We start from the raw sequence: 13,913 nt of genomic DNA, 5'->3' as shown, positions 1-13,913 counted from the left end.
ATGTTGCCCGAGCGATTGTGGACAGGCGTTCAAAAAATAGGCACGATGCCTTCCGTACAGCATGACCCGTCCGCCCTTGGCAGTGCAATGTCGTTCCAGCGGGCGGTCCCGGCGCAAGGCGCCGGTGGCATGTGTCTTGCTTCTTGAATCTTTGGTGTCGAGCCTGGCGCGTGGCGCGCCGGAGCAAACAAAGGGTGGTGTCGATGTACGGAAGACAGAAGATCTCGGTGGCGGTTGTGGCCTTGCTTGCAGCCAGCACGCTGGGTGCGGCTGCGAATGAAAAAGTCACCTTCGGCACCAACTGGTTGGCCGAGCCGGAACATGGCGGATATTATCAGTCCGTGGCGGACGGCACCTACGCCGCCTGCGGCCTCGACGTCACCATCATGCAGGGCGGTCCGCAGGTTAGCGGCCGGCCGATGCTGCTGGCCGGCAAGATCGATTTCTACATGGGCGGCAATCTGCTGTCGGCTTTCGATGCCGTCCAGCAAGGCATTCCCATGCGCGTGGTGGCGGCCGACTTCCAGAAAGACCCGCAGGTCATCATGTCCCACCCCGGCGAGGGGCTCGACAAATGGGAAGACCTGAAGAACGCCGACCAGTACATATTGGGCGACGAGGGCGTGCAGACCTTCTTCCAGTGGATGGTCATCGAACTCGGCTTCGACGCCTCAAAGCGCGCGCCCTACACCTACAACACCGCTCCCTTCCTCGCCAACAAGAAGTCGATCCAGCAGGGCTACGTCACCTCCGAGCCGTTCGCGGTCAAGAAGGAAGGCGGCTTCGTGCCGAACCAGTTCCTGCTTGCCGACTATGGCTGGGACACCTACTCGACGACGATCGAGGTGATGCAGGAAACGATCGACAAGAAGCCGGAGGTGGTCCAGTGCTTCGTCGATGGTTCGGCCAAGGGCTGGTACAAATATCTCTACGGCGACAACAAGGCCGCCAACGACCTGATCAAGAAAGACAATCCCGACATGAGCGACGAGCAGATCGCGTTCTCGATCGAGCAGATGAAGAAGTTCGGCCTTGCCGATTCCGGCGACACTGAGAAGCTCGGCATCGGCGCCATGACCGACGAGCGGATCAAAAGTTTCTACGACAAGATGGTCAAGGCCAAGGTCACGCCTGACGGCATCGACATCAAAAAGGCCTACACACTGACCTTCGTCAACAAGGGCGTCGGGCTCGACCTGAAGAAATAGGCCGGTCCCGGCATGATAAGGGAAAAGGTGGCGCAAGCGCCGGCCTCGGACGTGGCATCGACATTGCTGGCGCTGAGGGGCGTCGGCAAGGTCTTCTCCAACGGCGTGACTGCGCTGAGCGATGTCAATCTGACGATCCGGGAAGGTGATTTCCTCAGCCTGCTCGGGCCGTCGGGTTGCGGCAAGTCCACGGCGCTGCGGCTGATCGCCGGCCTGTCGACGCCGACCTCCGGCGTGCTCGATTGGCGCGGCGGCGGCTCGCTTGACCGCTCGAACATCGGCTTCGTTTTCCAGGAGCCGACGCTGCTGCCCTGGGCCAGCGTCTTCGACAATGTCTGGCTGCCGCTTCGGCTGAAAGGCATTTCCCGCGCCAAGGCCGCGCCGGCGGTGACGGAAATGCTGGCGCGGGTGCATCTGACCGGCTTCGAAGACGCGGTGCCGCGCGAACTGTCCGGCGGCATGAAGATGCGCGTCTCGATCGCGCGGGCCATGGTGACCAAACCGCGCGTGCTGTTGATGGACGAGCCGTTCGCGGCACTCGACGAGATCACCCGCTTCAAGCTCAACAACGATCTGCTGGAACTGTGGCAGGACGAACGTTTCACCGTCGTCTTCGTCACCCACAGCGTCTTCGAAAGCGTGTTCCTCTCCAACCGTGTCGTCGTCATGGCGGCGCGGCCGGGCAGGGTGTTCGACGAACTCGCCATCGAGGCCTCCTATCCGCGCGACGAGGCGTTTCGCACCTCGCCCGACTATGCGGCACTCTGCCGTCAGGCCTCCGATGTGTTGGTCAAGGCCATCAATTCAACAGCAGGCGCTCATCATGACGGCCATTGACGAGCGCGTGCTCGAACTCGACCCCGAGGAAGCGCGCCGCGTGCGCCAGGAGCGGTTCGAACGGATCGGCCGCTGGGTGCTGCCGCTGGCGATCATGATCCTGGCGATATGGCTGTGGGATCGCATATGCGTCTGGAACGCGATCCCGCAATACATCCTGCCGCGTCCCGGCGTGGTGCTGTGGACACTCTACAACGATGCCGGCCTGCTGTTTTCCTCACTGCTCGTCACCTTGCGCATCACCTTCCTCAGCCTGGCTCTGGCGGTCATTGGCGGGGTCGGGCTGGCGGTGCTGTTCGCGCAATCGAAATGGGTCGAGATGTCGTTCTTCCCATTCGCCATCGTGCTGCAGGTGACGCCGATCGTGGCGATCTTTCCGCTGATCAACATCTATGTAAACGACCAGACGACCAAGCTTCTGTTGTGCGCCTGGATCGTCGCTTTCTTTCCGATCCTGTCCAACACCACGCTTGGCCTCAACTCCGTCGACCGCAATCTGCGCGACATGTTCAAGCTCAATGGTGCGACGCGCTGGCAGCAATTGCGCTATCTCAGACTGCCGGCGGCGATGCCCTATTTCCTCGGCGGGTTGAAGATCGCCGGCGGCCTGTCGCTGATCGGCGCCGTGGTGGCCGAGTTCGTCGCCGGCACCACCGGCCAGTCGTCCGGCCTTGCCTCACGCATCATCGAGGCTGGCTACCGGCTCAACGCGCCGCGGCTGTTCGCGGCACTGTTCTTGATCTCGCTCACCGGCATTTTGATTTTCCTCGTGCTGTCGCTGATTTCGCATCTCATTTTGCGGCGCTGGCACGAAAGCGCACTGAAGCAGGAGCGCTAGGTCCTTGATTCCGAACACAGGTTCATACCGGCTCGCCAATGTCAGGCTTCACGCGTCCCTGAGCCCAGGCCTTGGCGCTGGTTTCGATCGCGATGGCTTTGCGCTTGCCGACATCACTGTCACCGAGGGCAAGATCGCAGCCATCTCCGCACATCGTCGTGCAGCGACGCCCCTGGACGCTGTCGACCTTGGCGGCCGCATTGTGCTGCCGTGTTTCGTCGACTGCCACACGCATATCGACAAGGGCCATATCTGGCCGCGAAAACCCAATCCCGACGGCACCTTCATGGGCGCGCTGAATGCCGCCGGTGCCGATCGTGCGGCACGCTGGAGCGCCGAAGACGTTGCCCGGCGCATGGATTTTTCGCTGCGCTGCGCCTACGCGCATGGCACCAGGGCGCTGCGCACCCACCTCGACAGCGTCGCGCCGCAGGAGGAAATCTCTTGGCCGGTGTTCGAGGCGATGCGCGAGGCATGGCGCGGCCGCATCGAGTTGCAGGGCGCCTGCCTGCTCGGCATCGAGGGCGTTCGCGACAGGAAATGGTTCGACCGGCTGGCAAAAAGGGTTGCCGCGGCCAAGGGCGTGCTCGGTGTTGTCACCTATATGGTGCCGGATCTCGAAGAGCTGCTCGACCACGTCTTCGCGCAAGCCATCAAGCATGGCCTCGATCTCGATTTCCATGCCGACGAGACCGATGACATCGCCGCGATCTCGCTGAAGAAGATCGCCGAGGCCGCACTCTGGAACGGTTTCGAAGGAAAGATCCTCGTCGGCCATTGCTGTTCGCTGGCGCGCCAGCCTGACCTCGACGTGCTCGATACGCTGGACAAGGTGGCGAAAGCCGGGTTGGCCGTCGTCTCACTGCCGATGTGCAATCTCTATCTGCAGGACCGGCGCGCTGACCAAACCACGCCGCGCTGGCGTGGCGTGACGCTGCTGCACGAGATGAAGGCGAGGGGCATTCCTGTGGCGGTCGCTTCCGACAACACGCGCGATCCCTTCTACGCCTATGGCGATCTCGACATGCTGGAGGTCTACCGCATGGCGACGCGCATCCTGCATTTGGACCATCCGGTCTCCGACTGGCCGCAAGCGGTCACCGCGACGCCGGCCAAGGTGATGCGGCTTGACCGCTTCGGCACACTGGCCAGCGGCGGCGATGCCGATTTCATCCTGTTCAAAGGTCGAAGCTGGACGGAATTGCTGTCGCGGCCCGAATCGGATCGCATCGTCGTGCGCGCCGGGCGCGCGATCGAGCGGCAATTGCCCGACTATGCCGAACTCGACGAACTGATGGTGGAATGATGGACGTTTCGGCGCTCAAACGCGATCTCGAAGGCCTGAAGATCGACGACAATCCGGCCATCGTCCAGCAGAAGAGCCGCGACTTCTACTGGTACAGCCCGGTGCTGAAGCAGCAGCTCGACCATGTCACCGGCGATCTGATCGTGACGCCGAAGACCGAGGCCGAACTGATCCGCGTGCTTGCCGCCTGCCATCGGCATGGTGTGCCGGTGACGCCGCGCGGCAGCGGCACCGGCAATTATGGCCAGGCGATGCCGCTCTCCGGCGGTGTGGTGCTCAACCTTGCCGAGATGAACGAGATCAAGTCGATCGCGCCAGGTCGCGTTGTGACCGGACCAGGCGCGATCCTGGCCGATATCGACAAGGCGACGCGGGCGCATTCCGGGCAGGAGCTACGGCTGTCGCCGTCCACCTACAACACGGCCTCGATCGGCGGCTTCATCGCCGGCGGTTCGGGCGGCGTCGGCTCGATCAATTTCGGCGGCCTGCGCGATTTCGGCAATGTGCTTCGCCTGCGCGTGGTGACCATGGAAGCCGAGCCGAAAGTGCTCGAGCTCACCGGCGAGGATCTGCACAAGGTCACCCACGCCTACGGCACCAACGGCGTCATATCGGAAGTCGAGATGCCGCTGACTGCAGCCTATGACTGGGTCGACGTCATTGTCGGTTTCGACGGCTTCATGGATGCCGCCCGCTACGGAAATACGCTGGCGTGCCAGGACGGCATCCTGACCAAGCTGATCACGCCGATAGCGGCACCCGTGCCGCAGCTCTATTTCAAGCGGCACCAGAAATTCCTCCGGGAAGGGCAAAGCATCTGCGTCGTCATGGTGGCCCAGCATGGGCTCGATGCCTTCCTGGCCTTCACCCGCCGCGTCGGCGGCGAGGTGATCTACAATGCGGCCACGGCGACGCCGGACGAGAAAAAGGGCCTGCCGCCGGCCTATGAGCTGGCCTGGAATCATACGACGCTCCGGGCGCTGCGCGTCGACCCTTCGATTACCTATCTGCAGTCGCTCTATCCCTTTCCTAACCAGTTGGCGCTGGTCGAAAAGATGGATGCGATGTTTCCGGGCGAGGTTTTCTCGCACCTCGAATTCGTGCGGCTGGACGGCAACATCACCTGCTTTGGCCTGCCGCTGGTCAAGTTCACCACCGAGGCGCGGCTCGACGAGATCGTGCGGCTGCATGAGGAGAATGGCTGCCCGATCTTCAACCCGCATCGCTACACGCTGGAAGAGGGCGGCATGAAGCAGACGGATGCGGTGCAGCTTGCCTTCAAGCGCGAGACCGATCCGCAAGGGTTGCTCAACCCCGGCAAGATGATCGCCTGGGAAAACCCGGACTACGACTATCGTTCCGGCCGGACATTCCTGTTCAAGGGGCTGCAGAAGGCAGGCTGATGAACATCCTCGTGCTCTACGCCCATCCGGTCGAGACCAGCTTCAACGCCGGCCTGCACCGGATGATCGTCGAGCGGTTGACCGCGGCGGGCCATACGGTCGACGACTGCGATCTCTATGCCGAGGATTTCGATCCGCGGCTGACACGCCAGGAGCGGCTGGACTATCACAACCAGCGTGGCCCCGCCGACGCTGTGGCGCCCTATGTCGAACGCCTGCTGCGGGCGGATGCGCTGGTGCTGTCCTATCCGGTCTGGAATTATGGTTTTCCAGCCATCCTGAAAGGCTTTTTCGATCGCGTCTTCCTGCCCGGCGTGTCGTTCAAGCTGGTCGACGGCAAGGTGCAGCCGTCGCTGCACAACATAAGCAAGGTTGCAGCGGTGACTACTTATGGCGGCAGCCGGTTCCGCGCCATGCTGATGGGCGATCCGCCGCGCAGGCTGATCAAGCGGATGCTGCGCGCCACCGTAAAACCCGGCGCGCCGGTGAGCTATCTCGCGCATTACGCGATGAACCTGTCTACCGACCGCACGCGCAAGGCTTTCATGGCCAAGGTCGCGGCACGCATGGAGGCGTTCTGATGCGCGCGCTGGTGGTCTACTGCCATCCGGTGCCGGAAAGCTTCTGTGCGGCAATTCGCGACGCTGCCGTCGACGTGCTGACACGAAGAGGCTGGGAGGTGCGGCTGCTCGACCTCTATGCCGAGAAATTCGACCCGGTGATGGGCTGCGACGAGCGGCGCTCCTACAACGACCAGGCGCCGCAGGACCCGGCGCTGAAGCCGCATTTCGAGCTGCTCAACTGGGCCGAAGCGATTCTGTTCGTCTATCCGACCTGGTGGTACGGGTTGCCGGCGATGCTGAAGGGCTGGCTCGACCGGGTGTGGGCGACGGACGTCGCCTTCAAGCTGCCGGCCGGCAAGGGTCGGATCAAGTCGCTGATGACGCATGTGACCAGGGTCGGCGTCATCACCACCTGCGGCGCGCCGACCTGGTGGAGCGTGGTCGTCGGCCAGCCGGGACGCAAGACCCTGCTGCGCGGCATGCGGGCGCTGTGCGCGACACGTTGCCGGACTTTTTTCCTAGCGCACTATCTGATGGATTCCTCGACGCCGGCGACACGGGCTGCATTTCTGGCGAAGGTGCGAGGGAAGCTCGAGCGGTTTTAGGAGAGCTTTCTTCGCCCCGTTTACGGGGAGAAGATGCCGGCAGGCAGATGAGGGGCGGCGCCTCACTTGCAGAAAGACTGCGCTACATCTTCACCCGCTCGGCCTTCGGATCATACATCGGCTTCAGCGACGCTTCCGCCGCAAAGCGCTCGCCGGCGATCTCGATCTCGTAGGATGAGCCCAGCACATCCGCCTCGCTCTCGCCCTGGCACGGCACGTATCCCAGCCCGACGGCGCCGCCGAGGTGATGGCCGTAATTGCCAGACGTGATCGGACCGACGATCTTGCCGTCACGCAGGATCGCCTCGTTGTGGAAGAGCAGGGGTTGCGGGTCTTTCAGCCGGAACTGGACCAGCCTGCGGTTCAGCCCGGCTTCCTTCTTGCGCAGCACGGCATCGCGGCCGATGAAGTCGCCCTTGGCCGTCTTCACAGCGAAGCCAAGGCCTGCTTCCAGAACATTGTCCTCGTCGGTGATGTCGTGGCCGAAATGCCGAAACGCCTTTTCGATGCGGCAGGAATCCAGCGTGTGCAGGCCGCAGAGTTTCAGGCCGACATCGGCGCCTGCCTCTTCGATCGCTTCGAAGACATGGGCCGCCTGGTCGGTCGAGACATAGAGCTCCCAGCCGAGTTCTCCGACATAGGTGACGCGGTGGGCGCGGGCCAGGCCCATGCCGATCTCGATCTCCTGGAACGTGCCGAACGGGTTGGTTTCGTTGGAGAAATCGTTGGGGCTGACCTTCTGGATCAGCTTTCGCGCATCCGGCCCCATCAGGCAGAGCACGCTTTCGGCCGCCGTCACATCGGTGACGACGACGAATTCGTCGGTCAGATGTTTGCGCACCCAGGCGAGATCGCGCTGCAGCGTGGCGCCTGGAACGACGAGAAAGAACGCCGTCTCCGACAGCCGCGACACCGTCAGGTCGCTCTCGATGCCGCCGCGCTGGTTGAGCATCTGGGTGTAGACGATCTTGCCCGGGGCCACGTCCATGTCGTTGGCGCACAGTCTTTGCAGGAAGGCGCAGGCGTCGCGGCCCTCAACCCGGATCTTGCCGAACGAAGTCATGTCGAACAGGCCGACGCTTTTCCTGACCGCGAGGTGTTCTTCGCGCTGGTTGTCGAACCAGTTCTGGCGCTTCCAGGAATAGCGGTATTCGCGCTCCTGGCCTTCACGGGCAAACCAGTTGGCGCGCTCCCAGCCGGCGACTTCGCCGAAGACGGCGCCGCGCGCCTTCAGATGCTCGTGCAGCGGCGAACGCCTGACATTCCTCGAGGTCGCCATCTGACGATAGGGGAAATGGTCGGCATAGAGCAGGCCGAGCGTTTCGGAGACGCGCTCCTTGAGATAGCGGCGGTTCTTCTGGAACGGCTGGGCGCGGCGAATGTCGACTTCCCACAGATCGAAGGGGGCTTCGCCGTCATTGATCCACTGCGCCAGCGCCATGCCGGCGCCGCCGGAGGAGACGATGCCGATCGAATTGTAGCCGGTCGCCATCCAGTAGCCGGACAGCTCCGGCGCCTCGCCGAGATAGTAGCGGTCGTCGGGGGTAAAACTCTCGGGACCGTTGAAGAAGGTGTGGATGCCGGCGGTCGCCAGCATCGGCATGCGGTTGACGCCCATTTCGAGGATCGGCTCGAAATGGTCCATATCCTCCGGCAGTTGGTCGAAGCAGAAATCCTCGCGGATGCCGTCCATGCCCCAGGGCTTTGCCACCGGTTCGAAGGCGCCCAGCATCATCTTGCCGGCGTCCTCCTTGTAGTAGGCGCACTCGTCAGGCACGCGCAGCACGGGCAGACGGGTGAGACCGGGGATCGGCTCGGTGACGAGATAAAAATGCTCGCAGGCGTGCAGCGGGATGGTGACGCCGTTCTGTGCTCCCAGTTCGCGCGCCCACATGCCGGCGCAGTTGACGACGATGTCGGCTTCGATGGTGCCTTGGTCTTCACCCTGTGCCCAGGACACCCCGGTGACGCGGCCAGCCCTGGTGTGGACCTTGGTGACCTTCACATTCTCGACGATGGTGGCGCCGCGCTGGCGCGCGCCCTTGGCCAGCGCCATCGCGATATTGGCAGGGTCGCACTGGCCGTCGAGCGGCAGATGCACGGCGCCGACGACGTCCGAGACATTCAGATGCGGGTACATCTGCTTGACTTCATTGGGCGAAATTTCGCGGACATCGACATCGAAGGCGCGAGCGAGCGATGCCTGTCTGTAAATCTCGTGCTTGCGTTCTTCGGTCAGCGCCACGGTGATGGAGCCGACCTGGCGCATGCCGGTGCCGACTTCGGTCTCGGCTTCCAGCTTGACGTAGAGGTCGGCTGAATATTTCGCCAGCCGGGTCATGTTCTGGGAGCCGCGCAACTGGCCGATCAGGCCGGCGGCATGCCATGTCGTGCCCGATGTCAGCTGCTTGCGTTCCAGCAGCACGATGTCGGTCCAGCCGAGCTTTGCCAGGTGATAGGCCACCGAACAGCCGGAAACACCGCCGCCGATGATGACGGCCCTCGCTTTGGTAGGGATGGCTTTGGCGGTCATGCTGCCTCGCGACGGTAGCTGGAAGCGAAACGGCGCAGCCGGAGCGCTGCTTCCTGCAGCATGGGTTCGGGCTGGCAGAGGCTGATGCGGATGTGGCCGGCGGCTGCCTCGCCGAAGCTGGAACCCGGCATCACGCCGACGTTCTCCTTGTCGAGGAAAGCGAAGGCGAATTTCTCGTCGTCGGGTTCGACGGCCGAAATGTCGAGCATGACATACATGCCGCCTTCGGAGCCGCGCACGGTGACATCGTTCATGCCGCGCACGGCATCGAGGAAGACGGAGCGACGCGCCGCATAGCGTTCGGCGATATCCTTGACGCCATAGCGGTTTTCAAGCGCCTCGGCGCAGGCGATCGAGATGAAGGCCGGCAGGCCGTAAGTGGTCACCAGATTGAGATTGGTGAGCAACGTGATCATCGCTTCAGGGCCTGTCAGCCAGCCCATGCGCCAGCCGGTCATGCCGTGGCTCTTGGACATCGAATTGATGACCAGAGTGCGCTCGGCCATCTCTGGCAGGGAGCGCGGCGAGACGTGCTCGCCGCCACCCAGCGTCCAATAGACTTCGTCCGACAGCAGCCAGAGGTCATGCTCCCGGCAAATCTCGGCAAGTTGCTCCAGCCGCTCTCGCGAATAGACTGCACCGGTGGGGTTGTTCGGTGTGTTGATGAGAATGGCGCGCGTGTTGGGCCGGAGTGCTGCGCGGATCATCTCGGCACGTGGTTGGAAGCCGTCCTCGGCGGGTGTCTCGACCACGGTGAAACTGGCGCCGGCGGCGCTGAACGTGTTGGGATAGGTGGCGTAATAGGGCGCCACCACGATCGCGTGGTCGCCTTGGTCGAGCACGGCTTGCACGGCCGCGTAGAGGGCCGCCTGGCCACCCGGCGTGGCGATGACCTGATCCGGCGTCGTCTCGACGCCGGTGCAGGCGCTCGAGGCTGCCGCCATGGCCTTGCGCAGGCGCGGCAGGCCGGAAAGCGGCGTGTAGTGGTGGTTGCTGCCGCGAACCGCGGTCACGCACGCCTCGATCGTTTCAGAAGGTGTGTCGAAGTCGTGATCGCCGACCGACAGCATGATGATGTCTTCGCCGGCCGCCTTGCGGGCCCAGGCGGCCGAATGGACTTCCCAGCCGTCCTTGCCCGAAGGCACGATGCCGGAAATGCGCGACGATGGTCTAGGCATGTATTTCTCCCGAAATTTCGTAGCCGGCCTGTTCGAGCCGGTCGCGCAGAGCGGCGATATGCTGTGGTCCGACTTCGCAGCAGCCGCCGACAATGTCGGCGCCGGCCTCGACCCAGCCGATCGCCTGGTCGGCATAGGCGTCCGGGCCGAGATCATGGCGGGCATGCAGCACATCGACTGTGCCGCCGTGCTTGAGCGCTTCGGTGGAGGTGAAGCCATTGGCATAGGCGCCGACCGGGCCGCCGAGATCGATCAGTTCAGGCAAGGCCGCGGTGATCGCTTCGGGCCGGCAGCAGTTGAGCAGCCGCGCGGCGACAGCCAAGCCGTCGAGCGCGCCTGCCGCGGTGGCTATTGCCTCGCCGCTGCGCAGCCGCGGCTTGCCGTGGTCGGCCAGCGTCCACGACACCCATACCGGCTTGCCGCTTTCAGATGCGGCGGTGACGGCAGCGCGTGCTTCCTCGGTGGACGCCATGGTTTCGCAGAGGAACAGGTCGACACCATCCGCCTGCTCGGAGACGATGCGGCGGTAGATGTCGAGCGTGTCCTGATACGAAATGGTCAATGCCGGCGCGTAGCTGCCGAACAGCGGCGACAGGCAGCCGGCGATGGTTGCCTCACCGGCCTGCTCGCAAGCTTGCCTGGCCAATTCGATGCCGCGCTTCTGCAATGGCTTGAAGAGATCTTCCGCGCCCTCACGCGCCAGGCGTTCGGGTGTCGCCGAATAGGTGTTGATGGTGATGACGCGGGCGCCGGCACGGATGAATTCCGCATGCAGGTCGCGCACCAGATCCGGCTCATCGATCAGCACCCTGGCCGACCATAGCGGTGTCGGCTCGGATTGGCTGCGACGGACCAGCTCCTGGCCCATGCCGCCATCGGTGAGGATGACCTTCTTCATGCACGCAGCCTCTCGTTCTTCGGATCCCACAGTGGCTCGTCCTTCTGCACGATCGCCTGAAAACGGTCGCCGAAGATTTCGACTTCGATTGCTGTGCCCGGCTCGGCGAGGTCCGCACGCAGCATGCCGAGTGCGATCGATTTGTCGATGCGATGACCCCAGCCGCCTGAGGTCGTCTCGCCGACGATCTGGCCGTCGTGCCACAACGTCGACACCGATGGGGCGTCGCAGTCGCCGGGGTTCTCGACGACCAGCGTGACGAAGCGTTTCTTCACGCCTTGCTGCTTTTCGTTCTGGAGCGCTGCCTTGCCACGGAAGTCGGGCTTGTCCCATTTGACGAAGCGCTCGAGCCCGCCCTGCAGGATCGAATAGTCGGTCGACAGGTCACCTTTCCAGGTGCGGTAGCCCTTTTCGAGCCGCAGCGAATCCAGCGCATACATGCCGAACGGCTTCAGTCCGTGCTGTTGTCCTGAAGCACAGACGGTGTCGAAAATGGCTGCAGTGTCGTCCACCCTGGTGTGGATTTCCCAGCCGAGTTCGCCGGCGAAGGAGACGCGCACCAGTTTGGCCCAGCGACCGGCGATCTTTGTCTCCTGATGCGTCAGCCATGGCAAAGTGAGATCGGCTTCGCAGACATCGGCGAGGATTTTTCGCGAGTTGGGGCCGGCCAGGATCTGGGTCGAGAATTCCTCGGTCCGATCGATCAGCCTGAACGGTGCGTCCTTGGGCAGGCGCGATTTCAGCCACTCGAAATCATGCCATTGCGCGACCGCTGCGGTGATCAGCGTCATTACATTCTCGTCGTGGCGCACGACGGACATTTCGGTGACGATGCGGCCCTTGTCGTCGGCAAAATAGACAAGACCGATGCGGCCGGGCTTCGGCACCAGCCCGGTGACCTGCAGGCTGAGCCATTCGGCGGCGCCCGGACCCTCGAGGTTGAAGCGGGAGAAGCCCGGCAGGTCCAAGATGCCGGCGGCGTCACGCACGGCCAGGCACTCCTCGCGTACGCGATGGTGCCATGGCCCGTCGCGGCGGAAGGTCAGCGTCGCCTCCTCGGAGATGTCGTCGCCGTCTTGCGCGTACCAGGTGGCGCGCTCCCAGCCATTGTAAGCGTCGAAGCGGCCGCCGATCGCCTTGATGCGATCGTGGATCGGCGACAGCTTGCGGTCGCGGCCTTCAGGCCAGGCATGGCGCGGAAACTGGATGGCGTATTCGTTGCCGTAGATCTCCATGCCCTTCGCGACGCAATAGTCCGGCGCCGAGGCAAAGGACGTGAAGCGGCGCGGGTCGCACGACCACATGTCCCATTCGGTCTGGCCCTCAGTCACCCATTCGGCCAGCACTTTGCCGGCGCCGCCGCCCTGGGCGATGCCGAAGGTGAAGACGCAGGCCTCGAAGGCATTGGGAACGCCGGGCATCGGCCCGATCAGCGGGTTGCCGTCCGGCGTATAGGGGATCGGCCCATTGATGACTTTCGACAGGCCAGCCGTGCCCAGGATCGGCACGCGGGCGACGGCGTCGGCCAGATAATGTTCCAGCCGGTCGAGATCGTCGGGGAACAGCTGGAAGGAAAAATCCTCCGGCATCGGATCGTTGTGGGTGGCCCAATGCGCGCGGCAATTGCGCTCATAGGGGCCGAGGTTCATGCCGTTCTTTTCCTGACGCAGATAGTAGGAGGTATCGACGTCGCGCAGCAGCGGCAGCTTTTTGCCCTGTTCCTTCGACCATGCCGCCAGTTCGGGGATCTCCTCGAACAGGATGTACTGATGGCTCATCACCATCATCGGCACGTGGCGGCCGAACATCCGGCCCACTTCGGCGGCGCGGTAGCCGGCGGCATTGACGACGATCTCGCAGCGGATCTCGCCTTGTGCCGTCTCGACCACCCACTCGTCGTTCTCACGGCGCACGCCCGTGACCGGGCAGAAGCGGATGATCTTCGCACCCATGTCGCGCGCGCCCTTGGCCAGCGCCTGGGTGAGCTGCGCCGGATCGATGTCGCCGTCGCTTGGATCGTAGAGCGCGCCTTTCAGATCATGAGTCTCGATGAAGGGATAACGGCGCTTGATCTCGTCGACGCCGACAATATCGATGTCCATACCCTGGTAGCGGCCCATGCCCTTGGCGCGCTGAAATTCCTGCATGCGCTCTTTTGTATGAGCAAGGCGCAGCGAGCCGGTGACGTGATAGTTCATGGGATAGTCGACCGCGTCGGCCAGCCCGCGATAAAGCTCGGTCGAATAGCGCTGCATGTTCATCAGCGACCAGGACGAGGAGAAGGTCGGCACATTGCCGGCGGCATGCCAGGTCGAGCCGGAGGTCAGCTCGTTCTTTTCGAGCAGCACGCAGTCGGTCCAGCCTGCCTTGGCGAGATGATAGAGCGAGGAGGTGCCGACGGCACCGCCTCCGATGATCACCACGCGCGCCGTGCTCGGCAAACCCGCCATGTTCTTCTCCCAAATCTTCAGCGCGTTGCGCTTTTATTTTTGTTTTGATGCATGTCGTTGTCCCAAAACCTGGAGTGCGCCCCTTGGGATGGAC

11 protein-coding genes are annotated in these 13,913 nt (G+C 63.4%); 7 read left to right on the top strand and 4 right to left on the bottom strand.

All coding sequences use genetic code 11. From position 1 onward, the window contains the following. The first annotated feature begins 203 nt into the window (after positions 1-203). The 7 genes from EJ076_RS23530 to EJ076_RS23500 are packed head-to-tail and all read left to right on the top strand — an operon-like array spanning position 204 to position 6,760. Positions 204-1,208 (top strand): ABC transporter substrate-binding protein, encoded by a 1,005-nt coding sequence (locus EJ076_RS23530; protein WP_109667892.1) that lies wholly within the window; start codon positions 204-206, stop codon positions 1,206-1,208. 12 nt (positions 1,209-1,220) lie between these two features. Further along, a complete protein-coding gene (locus EJ076_RS23525; RefSeq protein WP_126069428.1) occupies positions 1,221-2,045 on the top strand; it encodes an ABC transporter ATP-binding protein in 825 nt (274 codons plus the stop codon). Next, positions 2,032-2,883: an ABC transporter permease gene (locus tag EJ076_RS23520; protein ID WP_109667888.1), complete on the top strand. Its 852-nt coding sequence runs from the start codon at positions 2,032-2,034 to the stop codon at positions 2,881-2,883. Before EJ076_RS23525 ends, EJ076_RS23520 begins: the two co-directional genes overlap by 14 nt. 4 nt (positions 2,884-2,887) lie before the next feature. Then, entirely contained in the window at positions 2,888-4,189 is a 1,302-nt protein-coding gene (locus EJ076_RS23515; protein WP_126069427.1) for a cytosine deaminase, read from the top strand. After that, positions 4,189-5,592 carry an FAD-binding oxidoreductase gene (locus EJ076_RS23510; RefSeq protein ID WP_126071124.1) on the top strand — a complete coding sequence of 468 codons (1,404 nt, stop codon included), beginning with the start codon at positions 4,189-4,191 and terminating at the stop codon, positions 5,590-5,592. Before EJ076_RS23515 ends, EJ076_RS23510 begins: the two co-directional genes overlap by 1 nt. Next, the gene (locus EJ076_RS23505; RefSeq protein WP_164548716.1) at positions 5,592-6,173 is read left to right on the top strand and encodes an NAD(P)H-dependent oxidoreductase; all 582 of its coding nucleotides are present in this window, start codon (positions 5,592-5,594) and stop codon (positions 6,171-6,173) included. The genes EJ076_RS23510 and EJ076_RS23505 overlap by 1 nt, the downstream gene beginning before the upstream one ends. Next, entirely contained in the window at positions 6,173-6,760 is a 588-nt protein-coding gene (locus EJ076_RS23500; protein ID WP_126069425.1) for an NAD(P)H-dependent oxidoreductase, read from the top strand. The genes EJ076_RS23505 and EJ076_RS23500 overlap by 1 nt, the downstream gene beginning before the upstream one ends. A gap of 82 nt (positions 6,761-6,842) precedes the next feature. On the opposite strand, the gene EJ076_RS23495 is transcribed toward EJ076_RS23500, so the two are convergent. The 4 genes from EJ076_RS23495 to EJ076_RS23480 are packed head-to-tail and all read right to left on the bottom strand — an operon-like array spanning position 6,843 to position 13,819. Beyond that, complete coding sequence (locus EJ076_RS23495; protein ID WP_126069424.1) at positions 6,843-9,293, bottom strand: FAD-dependent oxidoreductase; 2,451 nt, start codon at positions 9,291-9,293, stop codon at positions 6,843-6,845. Then, positions 9,290-10,471, bottom strand: a complete 1,182-nt coding sequence (locus EJ076_RS23490; protein ID WP_126069423.1) for a pyridoxal phosphate-dependent aminotransferase — start codon at positions 10,469-10,471, stop codon at positions 9,290-9,292. Before EJ076_RS23490 ends, EJ076_RS23495 begins: the two co-directional genes overlap by 4 nt. Next, the gene (locus tag EJ076_RS23485) at positions 10,464-11,369 is read right to left on the bottom strand and encodes a homocysteine S-methyltransferase family protein (protein WP_126069422.1); all 906 of its coding nucleotides are present in this window, start codon (positions 11,367-11,369) and stop codon (positions 10,464-10,466) included. The genes EJ076_RS23490 and EJ076_RS23485 overlap by 8 nt, the downstream gene beginning before the upstream one ends. Further along, positions 11,366-13,819 (bottom strand): FAD-dependent oxidoreductase, encoded by a 2,454-nt coding sequence (locus EJ076_RS23480; protein ID WP_126069421.1) that lies wholly within the window; start codon positions 13,817-13,819, stop codon positions 11,366-11,368. The genes EJ076_RS23485 and EJ076_RS23480 overlap by 4 nt, the downstream gene beginning before the upstream one ends. Positions 13,820-13,913: the final 94 nt, after the last annotated feature.

The organism is Mesorhizobium sp. M7D.F.Ca.US.005.01.1.1, assembly GCF_003952545.1.
Classification (GTDB): Bacteria; Pseudomonadota; Alphaproteobacteria; order Rhizobiales; family Rhizobiaceae; genus Mesorhizobium; species Mesorhizobium loti.
The sequence above is the reverse complement of the archived record's forward strand: the minus strand, read 5'-3'. Positions and strand labels throughout refer to the sequence as shown.

Coding starts and splice junctions, on each gene's coding strand:
- EJ076_RS23530 (WP_109667892.1), top strand. CDS start 204: ATGTACGGAAGACAGAAGATCTCGGTGGCGGTTGTGGCCTTGCTTGCA.
- EJ076_RS23525 (WP_126069428.1), top strand. CDS start 1,221: ATGATAAGGGAAAAGGTGGCGCAAGCGCCGGCCTCGGACGTGGCATCG.
- EJ076_RS23520 (WP_109667888.1), top strand. CDS start 2,032: ATGACGGCCATTGACGAGCGCGTGCTCGAACTCGACCCCGAGGAAGCG.
- EJ076_RS23510 (WP_126071124.1), top strand. CDS start 4,189: ATGGACGTTTCGGCGCTCAAACGCGATCTCGAAGGCCTGAAGATCGAC.
- EJ076_RS23505 (WP_164548716.1), top strand. CDS start 5,592: ATGAACATCCTCGTGCTCTACGCCCATCCGGTCGAGACCAGCTTCAAC.
- EJ076_RS23500 (WP_126069425.1), top strand. CDS start 6,173: ATGCGCGCGCTGGTGGTCTACTGCCATCCGGTGCCGGAAAGCTTCTGT.
- EJ076_RS23495 (WP_126069424.1), bottom strand. CDS start 9,293: ATGACCGCCAAAGCCATCCCTACCAAAGCGAGGGCCGTCATCATCGGC.
- EJ076_RS23490 (WP_126069423.1), bottom strand. CDS start 10,471: ATGCCTAGACCATCGTCGCGCATTTCCGGCATCGTGCCTTCGGGCAAG.
- EJ076_RS23485 (WP_126069422.1), bottom strand. CDS start 11,369: ATGAAGAAGGTCATCCTCACCGATGGCGGCATGGGCCAGGAGCTGGTC.
- EJ076_RS23480 (WP_126069421.1), bottom strand. CDS start 13,819: ATGGCGGGTTTGCCGAGCACGGCGCGCGTGGTGATCATCGGAGGCGGT.